Raw genomic sequence first — 21,189 nt, forward strand, 5'->3', positions numbered from 1 at the left:
GCAAATGCAGGAAAATGCTATCTCCCCCCTCGTGCGGGAGATATCCGGCAGGACGCTGTCCCGCCAACGTCTCCAACTGTCAGCAGCCTGCAGACCCCCGCGTTGACCGCACAGCAGGCGCTTCTAGATTGAGCCGCAGCATTCAGAAGGAGGCGTCACCCATGGAACTCTATCGCGGCCGGCTCATCGACCATCTGCACCTGGTGGTGCGCGACCTTGAGGCCAGCCGGCATTTCTATGGCGCGGTGCTTGAGGTACTGGCCATCCCGATCGGCGGCGAAGCCGAGGATTACTTCTGGGTGGACGAGCTGTTCATTTCCGGCATCGACAGCCGCGCGTCGCGCGGCGCGCTCACCGGCCGCCACCATTTCGCTTTCCAGGCCAAGGACCGCGCCATGGTCGACGCTTTCTATCAGGCGGGGCTCGCCGCCGGCGGCAAGGACAATGGCGCGCCGGGCGAACGCCACTACCATCCCGGCTACTACGCCTGCTTCCTGCTCGACCCCGACGGCAACAACATCGAGGCGGTGTTCCATGGCGAGGCGAGGCGAAGTGCCGCCGCGGTAGTAGTAAGTTTTTGAGAGGCCGCGCTAGCCGCCCAAAAACGCCGCGATCAGCTTCAGCATGTTGCCGTCCTGCCCGAACTCGACCTTGTCGAAGTCGCGGCTGTCCTGGCGCTGCGCCTTGGAGAGCTGGTCGAGATAGGCCGTCAGTTCCGCCCTGACCTTCTTGCAGCCGGGATCGTTCTGGGCGGTAAGGCCTGTGCTGAAGGCGACGATCTTGTCCACCATGTCGACGATGCCGGCGCCATGCATCTTCTCATGCGCGATCAGCCCGGCGGCGAAGGCGTCCCAGCGCGTTTGCAAGGCTGAGCCAAGTTTTCCCGCCGGCTTGGGCAGCGTGTAGGTGATGATCAGCTTCGGCCGCGCCGTCTTCAGCACGCAGGCGCCGCCTTGCGGCTGGTAGTCGCGCTGCCAGGTCAGCTTGAAGAAAGTATGCGCGATCACGCGCCGCGCGTTGCCGGCCGAATCTTTACCGATCACCGGCCCTTTCTCCCCGATCGAGAGATAAAGCTGTTCGGCGCTCTGGCCTGAGACGGCATAGGTCTCGATTTTCTCGATGGGTTTCCAGTCGGCGAGCGCCGGCGTGGGCGAAAGCAGGGCGGCGAGGAGGAGGGCGGGCTTCATGGGCGAGCCATAGCATCGGGCTTCGTTCTGAAGAAGCCGGTCCGCGGATTTTTGGAACCCGCTTCGCCCATCGCTCGTTTCCTTGGGCAATCATCCCGACCCATGGGGGAGGACAAGATGACCCGCAACGATATCATCTCCGTGCTTGGACCAGTCGACGAAGCCGTCATCGCCGACATTGCGCTGACCGGCGCCAGCCTCGAGGAACTGCGCGAGGCCTTCGCCTGGATCGGCGCCGACGAGGCGCTGGTCAACGAGGGCCACGCCATGCCCGGCGTGCGCGTGGCGAAACTGATCGAAATCCTCGACCCTCCCGAGGACGAGCCCGAGACGCCGGGCGCGGTAGAGTAGGGCAGCGACGCTTTATCTCCCCCACTTGCGCACTCTTGAGGGGAGATAGGCGGCGTGCCGCCCCCTCTAGGTGTTCTCACCTACTTGTCGCTCTGCTCCTCACGTCATAGCCTCCGTCGCCTGGGCGGCAGGAGAGGTTCTTGGACACCAATGTCGTCATCGTCGGCGCCGGCCCTGCCGGGCTCGCCGTCGCGGCCTGCCTCAAACAGGCGGGGCAGGATTTCGTCATTCTGGAAAAGGCCAGTGAGGTTGCGCCGGCCTGGCGGCGGCATTACCGGCGGCTGCATCTGCACACCGTGAAATCCTTCTCCTCGCTGCCCTTCGTGCCGTTCCCGAAAAGCCATCCGCGCTACGTGCCGCGCGAAAAAGTGGTCGATTATCTCGACGCCTATGCCGGGCGTTTCGGACTGAAGCCGCGCTTCGGCGTCACCGTCAAATCGGTCCGCCGCGAAGGCGAGCGCCTGTTGGTCCAGACCGATGCGGGGCTGTTCGATGCCCGCAAAGTGGTGGTAGCCACCGGCAACAATGCCGAGCCCATCACGCCACGCTTCCCCGGCATCGAGGCCTTCAAGGGCAAGGTGCTGCACAGCGCCGCCTATATTGAGGCCGCGCCTTATGTCGGCAAGGACGTGCTGGTCGTCGGCATGGGCAATACGGGCGCGGAAATCGCGCTCGACCTCGCCGAAAGCGGCGCCAGGCCCACCATCTCGGTGCGCAAGGGCGTCCACATCGTGCCGCGCCAGCTCTTCGGCGTGCCGATCCAGATGGTGGGCATCGCCAGCCGGCCGATGCCGCAGGCGCTGAATGACTGGATGTTTCCCAAGATACTCGATCTGGCGCTGGGCAGGCTGGAGAGATACGGCATCGTGCGGCCGAAACAGGGCATCCTGCAAGGCATCGAAGCCGGCCGCATTCCGGTGATCGATGTCGGCACGGTGGCGGCGATCAAGGCCGGCCGGATCGGTATCGCACCGGATATCGCAAACTTCACCGCGGACGGCGTGAAGTTCGCCGATGGCGTGGAGAAAAAATTCGACGCGGCGATTTTCGCCACCGGCTACCGCCCGGCCTACGACGGCTTCCTCCCGGCTGAGCTCAGGCCGGACAAGAGCGGCGTGAATGCTCGCGCGACGGAGCTCGGCGTCTATCTCGTCGGTTTCTACAACCCTGTCACCGGCCTGCTGCGCGAGATCGGCATCGAGGCGCAGGCGGTGGCGAGGGATATTGCGAGGCGGTGAGGGCGAAGCGTCGAAGCTGCTGGTCTGCCTGCTCGAGATTGAGATGAGGCGCCCGAATCGGGTGGCTCTCACATCGCCCTCCATGCGAAGCCATCCCATCACACCGAGGACCGCTCAATGCTCATGCTCTACGACTATCTCCCCTCGCAAAATGCCTGGAAGGTTCGCGTCCTGCTCGGCCTGCTCGGTATCGCCTACGAAACCCGTATCGTCTCGATCTTCGAGGGCGAGAGCCACACGGAGGCCTTCCTGAAGCTCAACCCGGCGGGCGCCGTTCCGGTGCTCGCCGTGGAGAATGGCCAGGCGATCGCCGAGTCCAACGCGATCCTCGTCCTCGTTGCGGAAGGCACGCCCTATCTTCCGGTAGACCGGCTTGTCCGCGCCAAGGTGATGCAGTGGCTGTTCTTCGAGCAGTATTATGTCGAGCCGGTCATCGGCTCGCTGCGTTTCTGGACGCTGACCGGCCGCCTGGAGCGCAACCGGGCGCTAGTTGCCGGCAAGCGCGAAGCGGGCGCGCGGGCACTTGGCGCGCTGGAGCGCAGCTTGGTCGACACACCTTTCCTGGTCGGCGACGCGCTCACCATTGCCGACATTGCTGTCTACGCCTACGCCCACCGCGCAGAAGATTGCGGTTTTGAGCTTGCCGATTATCCGGCGGTAGGTGCCTGGATGGGGCGCGTCAGCGAGGCGATCGGCCCGGATTATCCGGTGCATCCTTACAGCATCGATCCGCATTCGGGCGCCTGAGCCGCCGGAACACAACAGCGGACGGTGCGTTTTCCCTGGCAGGATGCCGCACGCTTCAAATTGGCGCAGAGAGTCTGCCCTGCGCTCCAACCGGAGCAATGGAGATCCGCAATGGTTCGCACCATCGCCATCGCAATCCTCGCCACCATAGTCCTCGCCCTCGGCATCGCGAGCCCGCCCGCCATGGCGGCCGAGCAATACTGGGTCGCCAAGGACGCGGTCTCGAAGCAGTGCGAGATCGTGCCGAAGAAGCCCGACGGAACGCTTGTCATCGACCTCGGCAAGAAGAAATACGCCAGCGAGGGTGAGGCGAGGAAGGCGATGGAGGCGATGTCGGACTGCAAGAAGAACTAGAGCAATTCCAGGAAAAGTGTGAGCGGTTTTCCGTCCGGAATTGCGTAGAAACAAAGAGATAGAGCGGTTCGCCGTTTCGGTGAAACGGTGAAATGCGCTAGCCGCTGGGATAACGCCTACCGGTCCACAAGAGACATCGTCCGCTCGTTGTAGCGCGGCCCCGACACCTTGTCGGGCGTCAGCGCCATGTCGAGTCCCAGCATCTCGGTGGCGTCGAGCGCGATGTCGGCCGCCGCGACATTCTTTTCCAGATAGGTCCGGCGCTTGGTGCCGGGGATCGGCACGATGTCGATGCCGAAATCGGGGCCTTTGGCGAGCAGCCAGGCGATTGCGATCTGGCCGGGTTCCACCCCCTTGGCGTCGGCGATGTCGCGCACCGTGGCGGCCGCGGCGACATTGGCGTCGAAATTCTCGCCTTGGTAGCGCGGGTCGCCGCGGCGGAAATCGCCCTCCGGATAGTCTTCCGCGCGCCTGACGTCGCCAGCGAGGAAGCCGCGGCCGAGCGGCGCGAACGGCACCAAGCCGATGCCCAGCTCCTTCAGCGCCGGTATGATCTCCGGTTCGAGGTTGCGCTCCCACAGCGAATATTCGCTCTGCAGCGCCGAGACCGGATGCACGGCATGGGCGCGGCGGATGTTGGCGATGCCGGCTTCCGACAGGCCGAAGAAGCGCACCTTGCCCTCGGCCACCAATTCGCCGACCACGCCCGCGACGTCTTCCATAGGCACCGACGGGTCGACGCGGTGCTGATAAAGCAGGTCGATGCGGTCGGTGGCGAGCCGTTTGAGCGAAGCGTCGACCACCTCGCGTATATGCTCGGGCCGGCTGTCGGTGCCGGACTGCTTGCCGTCGGCGATGCGGAAGCCGAACTTCGTCGCGATCGTCACCTGGTCGCGCCGGCCTTTCAGCGCACGTCCAAGCAGTTCCTCGTTGACGAACGGCCCGTAGACCTCGGCGGTGTCGAGAAAGGTGCAGCCGAGCTCGATCGCCCGGTGCAGCGTCGCGATCGATTCCGCCTCGTCGGCCGGCCCATAGGCCTGGCTCATGCCCATGCAGCCGAGGCCGATGGCCGAGACTTCGAGCCCCTGGCTGCCGAGTTTGTGTTTGCCGAGGCTCATATGTCTTGCTCCGCCGAATTTTCGATCCGGCTAAATTATAGGGCTGGGCGTGAATGCGTCCAGCGCTGGCCCTATTGACGGCGCAATCGTCCCATCCTTGCCCGGCGATGACTCCGTTGCGATGACCGTCCAATGCGGCACGACAGACTTGTCCTGATAAAGCCGGAGCTGGAAAGCGGCCCAATTGGCCGAAGCGGGCCGGGCGCCCGGCGCTTTCGAGGAAAGCGTCATGTAGGCGCTGCGCAGGCGGGCCGCTGCCTGATTTCGATCAGGAGCAATTTCAGGAAAGTGTGAGCGGTCGGCTGGGCGCTTTGGCCATAGCGTTCCGTCCGGAATTGCGTAGAAACAAAGAGACAGAGCGGTTCGCCGTTTCCGTGAAACGGTGAACCGCTCTAAGCCCTCGGCAGCATGCGGCGCATGATCAGCGATGCATGCCCGCCGACGCCGTGTGCCGCTTCCCGGCGTTCGACCACTTCGAAGCCATGCTTGAGGTAGAAGGCGATCGCGCGGTCGTTGCCTTCGATCACTTCCAGCGCGATGCTGGGGATGCCGGCATGCGCGGCAAGCACCGCGTGCAAAAGGTCGACCGCGAGACCGCTGCCGAACGCCTGCGGCTCGATATGGAGCCGCTCCAGCATGACGTCGCCCTTTGCGTCCATCGCCGCCATGGCGTAGCCGGCGATCGAGCCGTCGGCGCCTTCGGCAACGAAGGACATCTTGTCCTCGTCGTCGAGCTCGGCCGCGAGCTGGTCCGGCGCATGTCTTTCGTCGGAAAGCCGTGCCACGGTTTCGTCGCCCATGATCGGCGCATAGGTCCGCCGCCAGGATTGGCCGAGCAGTCGCGATACATCGGCCAAGTCGTTCCTCGTCATCGCCCGGATGCGGGTCATCTTCGTGGTCCTTGTTACAACCTGAAGATAGGGCGAAGCGCGGGGCGCGGCCAACCCCGCGCGAGCGGCTCCGGGATGCGGCAGACGTAAGAGGGATGCCTTTCGGCTCAGGCGACGCTGGGGGCCGGAAATTCTTCGCGATCGCGCATCTTGCGCCCGAGGATCATCAACTGGCGCGCGGTGTTGTTGCGCAGGCGGCGCAGTCGCCATTCGAGCCCCGTCTCGATGGTGATCCGCTTGGCGTAGATGCTGGAGCGCATGCCGGCTTTGTCGGTGGCGACCTTCACCGGATCGTCGTAGAAGGCGCAAATCTTTTCGGCGTCCATGCCGGGCGTCGAGAGCCATTGCGGGATATAGATCGAAGCAAGCCGGTCGACGTCGGTCACCACCCGGTTGATGCCGATGCCGGGCGTCGGGCACGTCGTCCAGAACGCGTCGCCGATGGTGACGACGCCGGCGCGACGATGCTGCCTGGTCGTCGTCAGGCTGACCTGCCTCACTTCGACGGGTCCGGCGACGGCGAAGTTGCCGCATTGCCTGGCGATCTCCGGCATCAGCTCGCAAAGCATTTTCTGCGGATTTTCGCGGAACGCCCGCGTCCATTCCTCGGCCACGTTGCGATAGGCGAACATGTTGCCCCGCATGCGGTCGCCGATCGGGAAGACGCTGAGATAGGCGACACGATCCGCCGGGTTCCTGGCGTAGCAGGCAAGGGCCGGGTAGGCGCATTGTTGCGGCGTGATCGCGAAGTCGAATCCGATCGATAGCGAATGCGCCTTCGATTCCTCGACGCGTTCGATGCCGATGGCGCGCCGCACCGCCTCGCCGTAGCCGGTGGCCACCACGAGCAGTCGGGCATCGATGACGGAACCGTCGGTCAGCACCAGACGCTGCCGGTCCGGCCCGGTCGAAACCTCGGCAACCTTGCCCACCGTCAGCGGCACCTGCCGAGGCAGGGCCTGCCGCATGCCGTTGACCAGCGCGCCGTAGGAGAAAGCAAATTCCCATGTCCGTTCGCGCCGGAAGAACTGGCCGAGGCGGAAGACGTGGATGTCGGTCATCGGCGTGACCAGGGGCCTGATGGCAGGGCCAAGGCCGAGCTTCTCGAACACCTGCATCTGCTTCATGCCGATCTTCTCGGCCCGGAACTCGTCGTGGTGCACCAGATGCGGATCGACCAGCGCCACCTTGCGGCCGGCTTTGCCCAGCACCGCGGCCAGGCTCGTGCCCGCCAGCCCGGCGCCAACGATCGCCACTTCGACTTCGCCCGCGCCAGCCTGGACGGCGGGCGTTTCGCGGCCCTGTGCGGTGCTCATTGTTCTGCTCTCCACAGCCACGGCGAAATATCCAGAGTAGCTGAAACAATCTCAAGCAACCCAGGCGCGTGCAGGGTAGCAATGGAAAATTAGGTTAATCCGCGGCACTGCCCGGCACGTGCCGCCGCTCGATAGCCCGCCGCCGAGCCGATAGAGACGGCAGCGGGCCATTGGTGCGACGGGAGTGCTGTCCCGCCGAGCAGGAGACACTGCTCGCCACGATCTAAGCCAGCTTCGCCAAGGATCGCGACTTACGGATTGGTAAGATCGCTCACGATCATGTTCCCAGGCCGGGCCGGGGTCTTGCCGGTTTGGTCGAACGCAGTTCCCCCTGGGGCACTCCCGGCGCCACTCGGTTTCCCGCCTCGCGGAACCGTCGGCCGAAGATCATCAGGTGCCGCGCGATATTGTTGCGCAGGCGGCGCAGGCGCCATTCAAGCCCGGTCTCGGTGGTGATCCGCCTGGCATAGATGCTGGCGCGCATGGCTCTTTCGTCGGCGGCGATCTTGATCGGATCGTCGTAGAAGGCGCAGATCTTGTCGGCCGCCATGCCGGGCGTTTCGAGCCAGGTGGGGATGTGCGTCGAGCCGAGGCAATCGACATCGGTAAGCACCCGGTGGATGCCGTCGCCTTGCGCCGGGCAGGTCGTGGCGAACGCATCGCCGATGAAGACGACGCCGTCGCGGCGATGGCCCTGCGTCGTCGTCAGACTGACCTGCCTCACTTCGACCTCGCTGGCGACGGCGAAGTTGCCGCACCGCTCGGCGATCTCCGGCATCAGCTCCATGAGCATCTTTTGCGGGTCTTCGCGGAACGTCCGCACCCACGGATCGGCGACGGTCCGGTAGATGAACATGTTCGCGCGCAGCCGCTCGCCGATCCGGAAGATGGTAAGAAAGGCAATGCGGTCGGCGATCCGCCTTCCGTAGAAGGTGAGGGACTGGAGGCCGAATTCCTGTGGCGAGATCGCGAGATCGAATCCCATCGTCAGCGAATGCGCCTTCGATTCCTCGACGCGCTCGACGCCGATGGCGCGCCGCACCGCCTCGCTGTAGCCGGTGGCCACCACCAAGAGCCGGGCTTCGATCACGGAGCCGTCGGTGAGCACCAGGCGCTGGCGGTCCGGGCCCGTCGAGACCTCCGCGACCTTGCCAATCGTCAGCGGCACTTGCGGAGGCAGAGCCGCGCGCAGGCCGTTGACCAGCGGCGTGTAGGAAAAGGCGTACTCCCAGCCTTGCTTGCGCTCGAACAGTTGGCCGAAGCGGAAGACATGGACGTCGGTCATCGGCGTGACGAGAGGCCTGAAGACCGGGCCGAGGCCGAGCTTCTCGAACAGCCCCATCTGCTCCGCCCGGGTTTTCTCGGCCCGGAACTCTTCATGGTGGATGCGATGCGGATCGACCAGCGCGACCTTGCGGCCCGCCTTGGCGAGCGTCATCGCCAGAACGGTGCCGGCGAGCCCGGCGCCGACGATCGCCACTTCGACCTCGGACCGCCCAGGCGGCGCGCCAGCTGTCTCGCGGTGCTCTGCGATGCTCATTTTCCGTCTCCAGGGGCCGGGATGACATCATGCCGCCGCGTCCTCCAACGCGGCGCCATTGCCGAACCATCTATGAATTCCAGTCCGCCCGCTTCGTTGAGTGTATGCAGCTTGCGGCCGGCCCAGCCGGCGCCTGGGTTGAGGATCGTTTCGACGGTCTGTTCCATGCCGCTATCGTCGAGTCGGGTGACCCGCGCTATGCCGAGCCCGGCGCCATAGCTCCTGCGGCAATCCTGCACCGGGCGCAGGAGCTGGCCGCCGCGGCTGACCATGCGGCCCGCCGGCCGTGCCGAGGCGACGTCGATCAGCAACGGGTTCTTCGGATGCGGCGTCCACGGTCCACGGAAATCCGGCGCCGACCACAGATGCAGTTGGTCCGAGAAGGAGCCGCCGCCGTCGCGCACGGTGGCGAACATCCACCAGCGTCCGCCATGCTCGGTGAGCGTGGCGTCGCTGGCGACGATGTCCGACAGAAGCGTCGCTTCCTTCACCCAGCCGCCCGGGAAGGCGGTGGCGCGGTAGAGATCGACGCTGCGGTTGGCGCCACTTTCCGGCACCATCCACATCTGGCCGTCGCGCTCGAAGACGAAGGGGTAGGAGAGGTGGTAGGGCAGTTCCAGAACCGGTTTCGGGGTGCCGGCCGGTCCGTTCGGACCGAAAGCCACGGCCGAAAGGATCGCCTTGCCGGTGCGGTGGATGTAATCCTCGACGAACAGCGTCACCTGGCCGCGATAGAGCACCGGGAACGGGTCCGCGTAAAAGCGGCTGCCGTCGTCGGGCAGATCGCGCCAGCCCGATTGCGGATGGGCGCGCAGCTCGTAAAGGTCCTTGCCTCCGGTCTCGCGCCAGCCGACCCGCCAATGCGGGGCGTTGTAGCAGAGATGGTATATCTGCTGCACGATGCGGCGCGCCGTCGCCTTCGCCGCACGCACGCCGAGCTTCGTGGCCGACGGCATGGCCGGAGCCGGCGCCTCGGATGACGGTCCGGGCAGCACTGGAAGCGACGAGCGCGCGGCACCGCTGACCGCCGCGACGATCATGCTGGCGCTACGCGCCAGCATGTCCTGGAAGGAAGCCAGCGCGATCCCGTGATATTCGGTGCCGAGCCGCCCTTCGGCGACCGTCGCACCGTTCTGTTCCAGACGGGCGAGCGGGGTGCGGCCGGCAAGGATCAGCGCCAGCAGGGCCTCTTCGCCGCAGGCGCCGTCATAGGCCAGGCGCCAGACCCGTCGGCCCTGCGGCAAGACATCGCCGATGAGATCGACGGTGATATCGGCCGGCGCGGACGCTCTCGCATGGCCGGCCAGTGTCGAAAGTGGCACACGCCTTGCCGTGCCATTGGCGGGCAGCCGATGGATCAGCGTCTCAAGCTGGAACAGCGCCTCGGCGGCGCGCGGCACGCCGCCCGCCGCCGGCCGGGCGTCGACGGCAAGCTCGACGCCGGGCAGCTGCGACAGCCGCTCAGCCAGCGCCACATGGAAAGCGCGCACGCAATCGCCGTCAAGGCGCAGGGTCAGGCGCATCGCCAATCCCCGGGCGACTCATATCCGGTGCCGGCGGACCGGCCGTCCAGGTCAAGCTCCCGACGCATGCGCACGATGTCTCCAATTACGCTGCACTTAAATTCTACTGCGCTGGTGCAAACTTCGTGCCAGTACCGCATCAATTTATGAACATAATTAACAGTGTTTTAATCGTTGCCGGGAATAGCTAGGTCAACGCCGCATTTCTCGTCTTGCCGGCCGATGGAGCGTTGTCGGAGCGACCTTTGCAATCACCCCTGCTCATGGTGCCTCAGCAGAACGCTCCGGAGGCGATCGCGCCGGCGCCGACCTATTACGCGCACGCGCCCGCCACGGTCGAGCTTGGCGATCTCGGCCGCATCCTGTTGCGCCGGCGCAAGCTGATCTTCGCAACCGTCGCGCTGCTCACCATCGCAACGCTGATCTACGCCTTTCTGACGCCGGCGCTCTATTCCTCGACCGCGCAGATCATCATCGATCCGCAAGACCTCCAGGTCGTCACCAACGATGTCAATCCGAGCCGCATTTCGCCCGATGGCGGCATCACCCAGGTCGAAAGCCAGGTGAGCGTGGCCCAGTCGAACGGCGTCCTGCTGCGCGCCATCAAGGCGACCAACCTGACCGAGAACCCGGACTTCAACGGGCAGGGCGGACTTGGCCGTTGGCTGGGCATGTTCTTCGGCTCCAGCGACGGTGACAGGACGGCTGAGACGCTTGATGCGCTGCGCCGCCGCCTGGCGGTGAAGCGCGACGACAAGGTGCTGGTCCTCAACATCATCATCACCGCCAAGAGCGCCGACCTGGCGGCGGAGCTCGCCAACGCCATCGCGCAGGCCTATCTCGACGACCAGGCGGAAGCGCGCTCGAAGGCCGCCGCCGACGCATCCGACGCGATCAGCGCCCGGCTTGACGACCAGCGCAAGCGCGTCGAGCAGGCGGCCAACGCCGTCGAGACCTACAAGGCTGAGCACAACATGGTGATGGCGGCTGGCAATCTGGTCAGCGACCGGGAACTGACCGACCTCAACACGCAGCTGACCGCCGCGCAGACCCGCACCGCGCAGCTCAAGGCGCAGGTTGACCAGCTGCGCCGGCAGGGCGGCGCGCCGGACGCGACGTCGGAGGCGATGCGCTCGCCGGTGATCGCAAGCCTCAGGGCGCAGGAGGCGACGCTGGTCGATCAGATCGCGCAGTTCGGCACCGAGTTTGGACCGCGCCATCCCTCGATGATCTCCGCGCAGCAGCAGCTGAGCGACCTGCGCAAGCTGATTTCCCGCGAGCTCGGCCGCCTCGTCACCGCCGCCGAGACCGATTACGAGCGCGCCTTGGCCAACCAGAAGGCGTTGGAGGCCAAGGTGGCGTCGCTGAAGGGCAAATCGCTCGACACCGACCAGGCGTCGGTCAGGCTGCGCGAGCTGCAGCGCGATCTCGACGCCGTGCGCACCGTCTATGCCAATTACCTGCAGCGCGCCCAGGAAACGCGCGAGCAGACCAACGTCAACAGCACCAATGCCCGCATCATCTCGCAGGCCATGCCGGCGCTGAAGAAGAGCTGGCCGCCGAAGGGGCTGCTTGTGTTCGGCGCGATCTTCGGCGGGCTGGCGCTGGGCGTCGGCATGGCGCTGATCGCCGAATATCTGTCGCCGACCGTGCTGTCCGCCAACCAAATGCAGTCGGCCATCGAGGCGCCGGTGCTGGGCGTGTTGCCGGGTAAGGCGCGGCGCCGCTCCGGCGCGGCGCAAAAGACCGACGCGGTGGCGGGGCTCGCGCTGCAGCGCATCGCCGCCGCCACCAGGCGTCCGCCGGACTGGCCGCTGGTCCCCTCGATCCTGGTGGCGTCGCCGCCCGAGGACAAGGCCCAGCGGTCGAGGGTTGCATGGCAACTCGCCAACGCGGCGGCGGCCAGGGGGCGCCGCGTGCTGTTCATCGACATCAATGCCGGCAAGGGCCAGAAGGATCCGCAGCCCGGCGTGCTCGACGTGCTGCGCGGCGAATATCCGCTCGATGCGGTCAGCCGCTATGCAGCCGGCAGTTCCGTGGCGCTTATCGGCAGGGGCCGGCCGACCGCGGTGTTCCAGGAAGCGCAGGCGCTTTATTTCGCCCACCGCATGCTGGCCGAGGCCAATCACAGCTTCGAGCTCGTCGTCGTCGACGGCGGCGCGCTGGCGGACGACCTCAACGTCCTGCCGCTGGTCGCCATGGCCGACGAGATCCTGCTCGTCGCCAGGCTGAACGCGACGCCGATGCGCGACGTCGCCTCGACCTCCGAAGCGGTCTCGGTCATGGGGCGGCTGCCGACCGGCGCCATGCTGGTCGACGAGGCAGCCTGACATGGCTTCGATCGTGGCTGGTTCCGCCCGGCCTGTTCCTGCTTCGGGCTACGGCATGGCCGGCCCGCGCACTATCCCAGTCGACACGCTGACCCGTCCCGGCATCACCGCCGCGGTGCTGCTTCTGTTTTCCGTCTCCGGCGGCATGCTGTGGCTCGCCGGTTACAATTACGACGGCCTGCAGGGCAGTCCGCTGAGCAAGATCCACCCGTCTACCTATCTCTTCGTGCTCGTCTTCGTCTGGCGCTCCTGCACCTTCGGCAATCCGGTCGGTTATGCCGTCTACGTCGCCAACAAGCGGCCGGCCACGACGCTGATGGCGGTGATCTCGACGGTGCTTCTCTTCGTCGTCATCCTCAGGCAGCGCCCCGGCATGGCCGGCATGATCGACACGTTCGTCGCGCCGGCGCTGCTCGTGCTGCTGCTCAGCGAGAATGACGAGAAGACCTTTGCCCGGCTGCAGACCGTCATCCATGTCGTCATGACCGTGAACGCGCTGCTGGCGTTGTTCGAGTTCGGCACCAAGCATCTCGTGTTCCCATATCGGTTCGACGGCGCGGTGTTCGTCAACGATCTGCGCTCGACGGCGTTGCAGGGGCATCCGCTCTCCAATGCCACGGTCACCTCCATCTATGTGCTGTCGCTGCTGTCCGGCTCGCGTTCCCTGTCGACGCCGCTAAGGCTGGCGCTCGTCGGCCTGCAGTTCTGCGCGCTGGTCGTCTTCGGCGGCCGCTCTGGAATGGTCCTGACGATCCTGCTCGGCGGCGTCTATTTGCTCATCCGCGGCGTGGCGCAGCTCACGACCGGACGCGTCAACCTTCTGGGCGCTGCGCTGGTGATCATGCTCGCCGCGCTGCTGCCGCTGGCGCTCGCGCTCGCCGGTTATTACGGCTTCTTCGACGCACTGCTCGAACGTTTCGTCTCCGACAGCGGCAGCGCCAATGCCCGCGTCGAGATGTTCGATCTCTTCAGGCATCTGGAACTGCGCGACCTGATCGTCGGACCCGATGTCGACCTGCTCGACAGCATGCGCCGCATCAGCGGCCTGGAGCAGGGCATCGAGAACCCGGTCCTGCGTCTGACGCTCTACCAGGGGGCGTTCTTCACGCTTCTGATCTTCTTCGGCTTCGCGCTGTTCATGCACGAGGTCGCGCGCCGCTGCCACCCCGGCATCTGGCTGCCGATGCTGGGCTGGCTCATCCTGCTCAACACCTCCGAAAGCATCGCCTCCAAGACGACGCTGATGACCAAATTCGTGGTGATGGCGCTGGCGCTTTATCGGCCGGCGAGGCCGGGAGCAGCCAACCTTTCCCTTCGTCATTCCAGTGCGGAGCAAGGAGCGAAGCGACGTGCGTAGACCCTAGAATGACGACCGCGCTTGTTTGCGAGGTCATAGCGAAGCCTCCTGGTCACGGCGTCAATGTGGGCCTGAAAGCCGCGATGCGGTAGAAACATGTGCCGATGACGCGTCAGTTCTGCATCCAAAACTCAACGAGATAGCCGACACTGGCGGCCGGGTACTGAACGTTATCCGGCAGCCAGAGCGCGAGGTGATCAACAGGGACTTCGTTGAGGATGTCAGGCTGCGCGCTTGGCTGGGTACGTGATCATTATCGAGTATTTCGAATGACCGCTGGGCGCCTGTTCCGGGGCGTTCACTCCGCAGGCATCGTCAGCCCGAGCGCTTCGACCATCGCCGGGTCGAGCGAGCGCGTGGTGTCGTCCATCATGCCCATGCCGTCGAACAGGTCCCAGAATGCCCAGGGGAAGCCGGCGGCTTCGGCGCCTTGCCGGACATCGGCGATGTAGCGGGCACGGTCGGCACTGGGCGCTGCGAAGTATCGGGCATCGGTGCGCAACGCGCCGAACTCGCCCATGATGATGCGCTCAGGCGCGATGCCGTTTCTGACCGCCCAGTCGCTTACCTGTTTGAGATAGCCGTCGATGAAGCGGCGGTCGGGCTGCGCGTCGAAATAGACTTTGAGCACCTTCTCGGTCTCGGCATAAGCGGCCCTCTTGGCTTCGTCGGACCTCTCCGGATCCGCAACCATCCTTGCCCTGACCGAGGCCAACGTCTGTTCCAACGTCCCGGCCGAGGCTGGCCACGGCACATTGTTCAGCGCCCGGTACACCGGCTCGCGCATCCATGGCGCGCCCTGATGGCTGAACAGATAGGGCTCGTAGAAGTGAAAGGTGAACAGGATCGGCTCGAATTCCGCCAGCGGCGCCGGATCGAGCGCGGTAAGTCCGCGCACCATAGAGCCGCAGCCGCCGGTGGTGAGCAGCGGCAGCTTTCGCGTCGAGCCCCGCGCGGCGGTCAGCAGCACGGCCTGAACCTTGGGCCAGACATCGGAAGAACAGTCCTGCGGCGGTTCGTTGACCGGCTCCAGCGCGACCCTGCCGCGCGCCATGCCTTCGAGCATGCCGGCGACCTCGCCGACGAAGACCTGGTAGCGCGCAAACTCAGGCGCGCTGGTGCTGGAGTACATGCGGTCGGGATTCCAGTAATGCGTGGCGCCATTGGCTTGAACGTTGACGATGACGCCGAGATCGGCGGCGACGGCCGCCTCGACCGCCGCGCTCAGCATTGCCATGAGATCGGCGCGCTGGCCCGCATCGGCTGCAAGGAACGGGCCCGGATCGACGGGCAGGCGGATGAAATCGAGGCCGCTGGCGCGTAGCCGGGCAAGGTCGGCCGGTGTCGGCACCGGCCGCTGCGATTGGAAGGGCGGCCAGTCATAGTCGGTGCGGGGCGCGGGAAATTCGCGCGTCAGCGCAAACCACGGCCAGGTGTTGACGCCGCGCCTGAAAGGCCATGCGCCGGTTGCGGCCTGCGCCGAATATGAGAGTGGCGAGACCGCTGTCGCCAGTGGCGCCGTTGCCGCGGCCAGTGCCGCGCCGAGGATACGGCGGCGCGACCAGCCGGCCGTGTGTGGGCCAGTCATGCGTGCTTGGCGCGGTCGGCTTTCGCCGGCGCGGCGGTGGCAACGCCGAGCTGCCGCAGCGCTTCCTTCTCATAGGCGTTAAGCACGTCTTCCCAGCGGAAGGCCTCCCGGGCGCGGGTCCGCGCCGCCTTGCCGCAGCGTGCCGCCAACGCATCGTCGGCCAGTGCCTCGTCGATCCGTTGGCTCAGGCTCTCGGTGTCGCTGAAATAGATCGCCGCATCGCCGGCGACCCAGCGGTTGTAGCGGTTGTCATGCGCGATCACCATGTTGCCGGCGGCCAGCGCCTCGACCAGCGAGGGGTTGGTGCCGCCCACAGTGTGGCCGTGCATATAGGCGCGCGCATGATAGCGCAGCGCCTTCACCACCGCCTGCTCGTAGATCGCACCCGGCAGCATCACCATGGGACCTGCCGCTTCGCGCACGGCGCGGTGGTAAGGAATGTCGTCATTGAGCGTGCCGAGCACCACCAGCTTCATGCCGCCGCGATCGCGGCGGCGGAAGGCTTCGATGATCGGCAGGATATTGTTGTCGGGTTCGATCCGCGCGATCGAGACCAGATATTTGCCGGGCTCGAGCCCGAGCGCGCGAATGGGTTCCTCCGGCGCCGAGGTCACGGGGTCCGCGCCATAGGCGATCGTGGCGATCGCGCCGCGCGGCCGCCGTGTCGCCAGATGGTCGGCGATCGCCGGGTGATCCGCGACGAGCCGGTGCGAGAGCCAGGCGCCGATCCATTCGTTGAGCCAGAACCAGCTGCGCGCCGCCGGCCCCCATTTCGGCCGCCGCCACTCGATGCCGTCCATATTGGTGATGATCTTGCGCCGCATGAGCCTGAGCCAGGTCAGGAACACCGCGCTGTTGTAGCCGAGCACCAGGCACACGCCCGGCCGCCTGGCGGCGTTGAGCACGCATTGCCAGTCGAATTCCAGTGTCGCGCGCGGACCCTTGGAGGCGACCTCGATGGTGATGAGCTCGATGCCGCGCCAGGTCTCGCTCGTCACTCTTTGCCCGACGCGCTCGACCTCCTTCTGGCAGTAGACGCCGACCTTCCAGCCGCGTCCGGCCAGGAAAAGCGCCAGCCGCTCGGCGAAGGTTTCGAAGCCGCCGTGAGAAGCCGGAATGCCGCGCGTCCCCAGGATCAGGATCGAAGGCTTTTCGATCAGGATGGAAGGTCGTTCCGGTTTCAAAATAAAGGATTCCCCGGGGTCCGGTCATGGTTGTTGTTAAGTCAATGACACGCCCAGCAACTTCCGTGCCAGGGTACCCCCAGGGCGAATATTCACATGAAGGTGTAAAATTTCTCTTCAAGCTGCATGCGTTGCTTCATTATCGGTCAACTTTCGCCACGTATCTGTATCGATACGGGGCACGGCCGGGGTTCCTGGGTCGCAACCGGGCATTCGGGACCCGGCATGATCCTTGCTTCCAGGCCTGAAGTGGCCACCGCTGGGTAGAGCGGCGTGCGGATTTGGCATGAAGTTCCTTCCGCGCTTGAAGGGTCCGGTGCTGCGCGGACCCCGGGGTGCAAGGTGGAAAGTTAGCAATGCGCATAGCCTGTGTTCATCAGGGCTACGAGCTCTATGGTTCGGACCGCAGCTTCGCGGAGAGCGTGGCTGCGCTGCGCGCCGCGTTTCCGGCCGCCGAGATCGAGGTCGTGCTGCCGCGCGAGGGGCCGATCGTCGATATCCTCAAGCCGCATGCCAGCCGCATCGTGTTCGAACCGCTCTGGGTGCTCCGGCGCCAGGCGATGCTCAAGCTCGCCACCGTTGAGATGGCGCGGCTGCCGGCGGCGCTCTGGCGCGCCTGGCGGCGCATGCGCGACAATGACCTGACCTATATCAACACCTCGATCATCGCCGACTATGCGCTGGCCGCGCGGCTTCTGCCGCGCAAGTCGCTGCTGCATATCCACGAAATCCCCGAGGGCGTCCTGCGCAAGGTGCTTGTCGCGCTGATGCGCTGGAGCAAAGCGGATATCATCTTCAACTCGCGCGCAACGCGCGCCACCTTCGGCGATCCGCCGGCCCTCGATGCCAAGGGGCGGCGTACGCATGTCGTCTACAACGGCGTTGCCGGTCCCGCCGCGGCCCTGCCGATGACCTATGATGGCAGCCGCCCGCTCAAGGTCCTGCTGCTTGGCCGCGTCAACCGTATCAAGGGGCAGGAAGTGCTGCTTGATGCCGTCGCCTCGCTCCCCACCGAATTGCATGATCGCGTCGAGGTCCGCCTTGTCGGCGGCGCCTTCGAAAGCGTCGAACGCGAGCAGGCGTTGGCTGACCTGGTCGGGCGCATGGGGCTGACCGGGCATGTCGAGGTGCTGCCCTTCGTCTCCGACCCCGCCGACCATTATCGCTGGGCCGACATCGTCGCGGTGCCGTCGCGCCGCCCGGAATCGCTCGGCCGCGTCGCCATCGAGGCGATGGGCTGGGGACGGCCGCCGCTGGTGTCGGCGATCGGCGGGCTGGTGGAAGTGGTGGCCGATGGCGAGACCGGCTGGCATGTGCCGCCGGGCAACGCGGCCGCCCTTGCCGGCAAGCTCGGCGAGATTATCCTGCGGCCCGATCTGTGGCGCGACTTCGCCGCCGCCGGTCGCGCGCGCTACGAGGCGGTCTTCAGCGAGCCGATCGCCGCGGCCGCGATCGTGGCGATCGCGGCCGACAAGCTTAAGGCGACGCCGCCGTGGCAGGGGCGGGCGCGTGTCGCCCGCGAAGCGGAGACGAGCCCGTGAAGTTCACCTTCCCGGCCCATCTGGTGCGGCGTCTCATGCTGATGATCGGCGGCGAGGCGATGCAGAGCGGCTTCCATTTCGCCCTCAACATCGCGCTGCTGCATCTTTTGTCGGCCGAAGGTTACGGGCTCTTCGCACTGGCCATGGTGATGGGCGGCGTCGGCTTGTCCTATATCCGCTCGCTCACCGCCGTTCCCGCCACAGTATGGATGAGCAAAAGCGCCAACAGCGCCGGCGTCGACGCCTACGACGTGACCTTCGGATCGGCGGCGCTGGTGGTGGCGCTGCTGATGGGATTGGGCACCGGGCTGCTGATGAGTTTCCTGGGCGACCCGAGCGGCATCGGCGCCGCCTGCTTCGTCGGGGCCTGGTCGCTGCGCAGTCATATGCGCACCGCCTTCTTCGCGCGCCGCATGCAGCTCGTCGTCTCCATCAGCGACGCCGTGTTCACGATCGCGGGCATAGTGCTCGCAGGAGCGGCGATCTGGTTCTTCGCGGACGCGCTTCAGGCCACCTTCTACGCGCTTGCCGCGGCCAATTTGGTCGGCATCGCCGTGCTGGTCAGGCTGGCGCGCCGCAGGCTGCGTATCTCCTTCCGCGCCCCGACCTTGCGGCGTTATGCAAGGCTCTGGCCGCAGCTTTGCTGGTCGGGGTTCAGCGCCACCACCACCAACATCCAGGGGCAATGCCTGGCCCTGCTGGTCGCCGGCATCGCCGGACCCGCGGCTTACGCGCCGCTGGCGGCGGTGCTGGTGCTGTTTGCGCCGCTGCGCATCTCCAGCCTTGCCTTCTCGAACATGACGCAGCCGGAACTCGCAAAGCTGGTGCGCAACAAGGAGTTCGACCGCGTGTGGACGCAGGCCAAGATCTGGGCGCTCGTCATGGGGCTTGGCAGCCTGGCCTATGGTTGCGGCATCCTGTTCATCTTGCCGATGATCAAATCCCAGGCCCTGCAGCACGCCTCGGTTGGGCTGATCGGGCTTTTCGCCATCGCCAACTATGTGCCGATCATGGCCTATATCATGCCGCGCGTGGTCCTCGAGATCCTCGGCGATTTCCGCATCGTCGCCTTCATCACCATGGCCGGCGCGATCGTCGGGCTGGCGACGATCGGGACTCTGCTGGCCATCGCGCCGTCGACATGGTCGCTGGCGGGCGCCGCGGTCTCCGAGACCTTCGTGCTCGTGGCCTCATGGTATTTCGCTGCTCACCGTATGTGGAACTCCAAGCACCCGAACGAGCAGCGTCCCAGCGTGTTCGGCGCCTGGCGCCGCGCGGCCACGCTGGCAGTGCAGAGACGATAGGAGAATGATGTGGCAAGCCAGGCAATGCCGATGGCCGCAATGACGACCGGCTTGGCCGACGACGAGGCCGCACCGCACGCCGCGGGCGCCGCCAGCGGCGCTTACGTGGCGCAACTGCACACCAGCCTCGAAGCGGTCAAACCGCTCTGGCTGCGTCTCGAGACAGAGGGCGTGTGCACCGGCCACCAGCATTTCGCCTGGGCCGAAGGGATCGTCGAAGGGCTCATGCCGCAAAACGCCGACCTCGCCATCGTCGAGGTGAGGGACGCCGGCACGGGCGAACCGAGGATGCTTGTGCCGCTGATGCGGCGCCGCGCATTCCACCACTGGGTGATCGAGTGGCTGAGCTGCGGAGTGTGCGACTATTCCGCGCCTTTGCTCGCCGACGCGACGCCCTGGACCAGGCAATCCGCCGAGGCTGCCTGGACGGCAGTGCTTTCCGTGCTGCCGCCGGCCGACCGCATCCACATCGTCGGTATTCCGAAGGAGGTCGGCGGCGTCGCCAATCCCCTGGCGCTGCTTGCGCCGGCGCGCGATTCCATCCACTCGCACTACGGCATCGCCATGGACGGCGACGCCGAAACCGTCGTCAAGCGCATCTGCCGACCGTCCTTCGTCAAGGCGCTCAACAAGGACTTGCGCCGGCTCGATCGCAATGGCGGCCTGGCCCTGGTCGAGGCCGACACGCCGGCCCTGGTGGACTCCATCTTCGGCAAGCTGGTCGAGATGCGGCTCAGCCGTTTTCGCGAGCTCGGCCGCTTCGATCTGCTGGCGCAGCCGCCGGTGGTCGATTTCTACCGCGACGCCGCGCATCGCGGCCTGACGGACGGTTCGGTGCGGATTTTCGGCCTGCGCGCCGGCGACGTCGTGGTCGCGGTCCAGTACCTGGCGGGCCATCTGGGCACCTTGCATGCGCTTCTGATCGCGATCGACCAGGGTGCGGTGCCCAATGTTTCGCCCGGGCTTTGCATCATGGGCGAGCTGATCCGATGGGGGCGCGGCGCCGGCTTCGACTATTTCGACCTGTCGGTCGGCAACCAGAGCTACAAGGAACATATGGGCGCGGTGAAGTCGGTTCTGTCCGAACTTTGCTACGGCATCACACTGAAGGGCGTGGCGGCGAGCGAGGCCATCAAATACCGCGGCCGGGGCGTGGCTTTCGTGCGTGACAACCCGCGCCTGTTCAAGGTCGCGCAGGAGTTCATGCAGCGCTGGCGGCGACTGCGGGCGGGACGGTGAACGGCCGCCTGCCGCCTGGCAAATTGACTCATATTCCGCTCTCCGCCATGCTTATGGGCAGCCGCATCTCCAGCGGCGGCGTGTTCGAGTGAGGCCATGGTCAGTCCTGTCGCCAGAGAAAAGTCCCGCCGCGCCGCGGTGAAGACCGCGCTCGACCGCCACAAGGTTTACGTCACCGCGCAGCGTTTTTCCGGCGGTTCCTACAGCGCCCGCGTGCTGGTCGACGGCGAGGCTTACTGGGTCGACGAGTTCCGGCTGAGCCAATTGCGGCAAGGGCTGACGCCGGCCGAGCTGGAATTGACGCCTGCGATTGACGATTGAGCACCCGCACATGACGACGGCAAGGTTGGCGGGAACTCGGCCTTCGCCGCATTCCATTCCG

The 21,189-nt window shown here is 65.9% G+C and carries 19 protein-coding genes; 11 read left to right on the forward strand and 8 right to left on the reverse strand.

Annotated elements, in window-relative coordinates:
- Positions 1–161 precede the first annotated feature (161 nt).
- Positions 162–581 carry a VOC family protein gene (locus FJ957_RS12830; protein WP_140831802.1) on the forward strand — a complete coding sequence of 140 codons (420 nt, stop codon included), beginning with the start codon at positions 162–164 and terminating at the stop codon, positions 579–581.
- A gap of 9 nt (positions 582–590) precedes the next feature.
- Here FJ957_RS12830 and FJ957_RS12835 read toward each other — a convergent pair whose 3' ends face one another.
- Positions 591–1,187 (reverse strand): DUF922 domain-containing protein, encoded by a 597-nt coding sequence (locus tag FJ957_RS12835; protein ID WP_140831804.1) that lies wholly within the window; start codon positions 1,185–1,187, stop codon positions 591–593.
- A 117-nt stretch (positions 1,188–1,304) separates the two neighbouring features.
- Between FJ957_RS12835 and FJ957_RS12840 the strand changes: the two genes are divergently transcribed.
- The 4 genes from FJ957_RS12840 to FJ957_RS12855 all read left to right on the forward strand — a co-directional run bounded on the left by FJ957_RS12840 (position 1,305) and on the right by FJ957_RS12855 (position 3,877).
- Positions 1,305–1,538 (forward strand): hypothetical protein, encoded by a 234-nt coding sequence (locus tag FJ957_RS12840; protein ID WP_140831806.1) that lies wholly within the window; start codon positions 1,305–1,307, stop codon positions 1,536–1,538.
- A gap of 140 nt (positions 1,539–1,678) precedes the next feature.
- Entirely contained in the window at positions 1,679–2,776 is a 1,098-nt protein-coding gene (locus FJ957_RS12845; protein WP_140831808.1) for an NAD(P)/FAD-dependent oxidoreductase, read from the forward strand.
- A 117-nt stretch (positions 2,777–2,893) separates the two neighbouring features.
- Positions 2,894–3,523 carry a glutathione S-transferase family protein gene (locus FJ957_RS12850; protein WP_140831810.1) on the forward strand — a complete coding sequence of 210 codons (630 nt, stop codon included), beginning with the start codon at positions 2,894–2,896 and terminating at the stop codon, positions 3,521–3,523.
- Between the two features lie 111 nt (positions 3,524–3,634).
- A complete protein-coding gene (locus FJ957_RS12855) occupies positions 3,635–3,877 on the forward strand; it encodes a hypothetical protein (protein WP_140831811.1) in 243 nt (80 codons plus the stop codon).
- A 116-nt stretch (positions 3,878–3,993) separates the two neighbouring features.
- On the opposite strand, the gene FJ957_RS12860 is transcribed toward FJ957_RS12855, so the two are convergent.
- The 5 genes from FJ957_RS12860 to FJ957_RS12880 form a co-directional block, all read right to left on the reverse strand.
- A complete protein-coding gene (locus FJ957_RS12860) occupies positions 3,994–4,995 on the reverse strand; it encodes an aldo/keto reductase (protein WP_140831813.1) in 1,002 nt (333 codons plus the stop codon).
- A 392-nt stretch (positions 4,996–5,387) separates the two neighbouring features.
- Positions 5,388–5,885, reverse strand: a complete 498-nt coding sequence (locus FJ957_RS12865; protein WP_140831815.1) for an N-acetyltransferase — start codon at positions 5,883–5,885, stop codon at positions 5,388–5,390.
- Positions 5,886–5,992: 107 nt separating this feature from the next.
- Positions 5,993–7,201 carry an NAD(P)/FAD-dependent oxidoreductase gene (locus FJ957_RS12870; protein ID WP_140831816.1) on the reverse strand — a complete coding sequence of 403 codons (1,209 nt, stop codon included), beginning with the start codon at positions 7,199–7,201 and terminating at the stop codon, positions 5,993–5,995.
- 277 nt (positions 7,202–7,478) lie between these two features.
- A complete protein-coding gene (locus FJ957_RS12875) occupies positions 7,479–8,741 on the reverse strand; it encodes an NAD(P)/FAD-dependent oxidoreductase (protein ID WP_140831818.1) in 1,263 nt (420 codons plus the stop codon).
- Entirely contained in the window at positions 8,738–10,264 is a 1,527-nt protein-coding gene (locus FJ957_RS12880; protein ID WP_140831820.1) for a formyl transferase, read from the reverse strand. The genes FJ957_RS12875 and FJ957_RS12880 overlap by 4 nt, the downstream gene beginning before the upstream one ends.
- A 245-nt stretch (positions 10,265–10,509) precedes the next feature.
- On the opposite strand from FJ957_RS12880, the gene FJ957_RS12885 reads away from it, so the two are divergent.
- Positions 10,510–12,594, forward strand: a complete 2,085-nt coding sequence (locus FJ957_RS12885) for a Wzz/FepE/Etk N-terminal domain-containing protein (protein ID WP_140831821.1) — start codon at positions 10,510–10,512, stop codon at positions 12,592–12,594.
- A 55-nt stretch (positions 12,595–12,649) separates the two neighbouring features.
- Positions 12,650–13,951, forward strand: coding sequence for a VpsF family polysaccharide biosynthesis protein (locus tag FJ957_RS12890; RefSeq protein ID WP_246685836.1), 1,302 nt, complete (start codon positions 12,650–12,652; stop codon positions 13,949–13,951).
- Positions 13,952–14,249: 298 nt separating this feature from the next.
- On the opposite strand, the gene FJ957_RS12895 is transcribed toward FJ957_RS12890, so the two are convergent.
- Complete coding sequence (locus FJ957_RS12895; protein WP_140831823.1) at positions 14,250–15,539, reverse strand: cellulase family glycosylhydrolase; 1,290 nt, start codon at positions 15,537–15,539, stop codon at positions 14,250–14,252.
- The gene (locus FJ957_RS12900; protein WP_246685829.1) at positions 15,536–16,723 is read right to left on the reverse strand and encodes a DUF1972 domain-containing protein; all 1,188 of its coding nucleotides are present in this window, start codon (positions 16,721–16,723) and stop codon (positions 15,536–15,538) included. The genes FJ957_RS12895 and FJ957_RS12900 overlap by 4 nt, the downstream gene beginning before the upstream one ends.
- A gap of 356 nt (positions 16,724–17,079) precedes the next feature.
- On the opposite strand from FJ957_RS12900, the gene FJ957_RS12905 reads away from it, so the two are divergent.
- The 4 genes from FJ957_RS12905 (at position 17,080) to FJ957_RS12920 (ending at position 21,128) form a co-directional block, all read left to right on the forward strand.
- Complete coding sequence (locus FJ957_RS12905) at positions 17,080–18,264, forward strand: glycosyltransferase family 4 protein (protein ID WP_140831826.1); 1,185 nt, start codon at positions 17,080–17,082, stop codon at positions 18,262–18,264.
- Positions 18,261–19,568 carry a hypothetical protein gene (locus tag FJ957_RS12910; protein WP_140831828.1) on the forward strand — a complete coding sequence of 436 codons (1,308 nt, stop codon included), beginning with the start codon at positions 18,261–18,263 and terminating at the stop codon, positions 19,566–19,568. The genes FJ957_RS12905 and FJ957_RS12910 overlap by 4 nt, the downstream gene beginning before the upstream one ends.
- A 9-nt stretch (positions 19,569–19,577) precedes the next feature.
- On the forward strand, positions 19,578–20,807 hold the full coding sequence (locus FJ957_RS12915) for a GNAT family N-acetyltransferase (protein WP_140831830.1): 1,230 nt from the start codon (positions 19,578–19,580) through the stop codon (positions 20,805–20,807).
- 96 nt (positions 20,808–20,903) lie between these two features.
- A complete protein-coding gene (locus tag FJ957_RS12920; RefSeq protein WP_140785038.1) occupies positions 20,904–21,128 on the forward strand; it encodes a hypothetical protein in 225 nt (74 codons plus the stop codon).
- Positions 21,129–21,189: the final 61 nt, after the last annotated feature.

The sequence above is a fragment of the Mesorhizobium sp. B2-4-6 genome (assembly GCF_006442775.1).
In the GTDB taxonomy this organism is placed as follows: Bacteria; Pseudomonadota; Alphaproteobacteria; order Rhizobiales; family Rhizobiaceae; genus Mesorhizobium.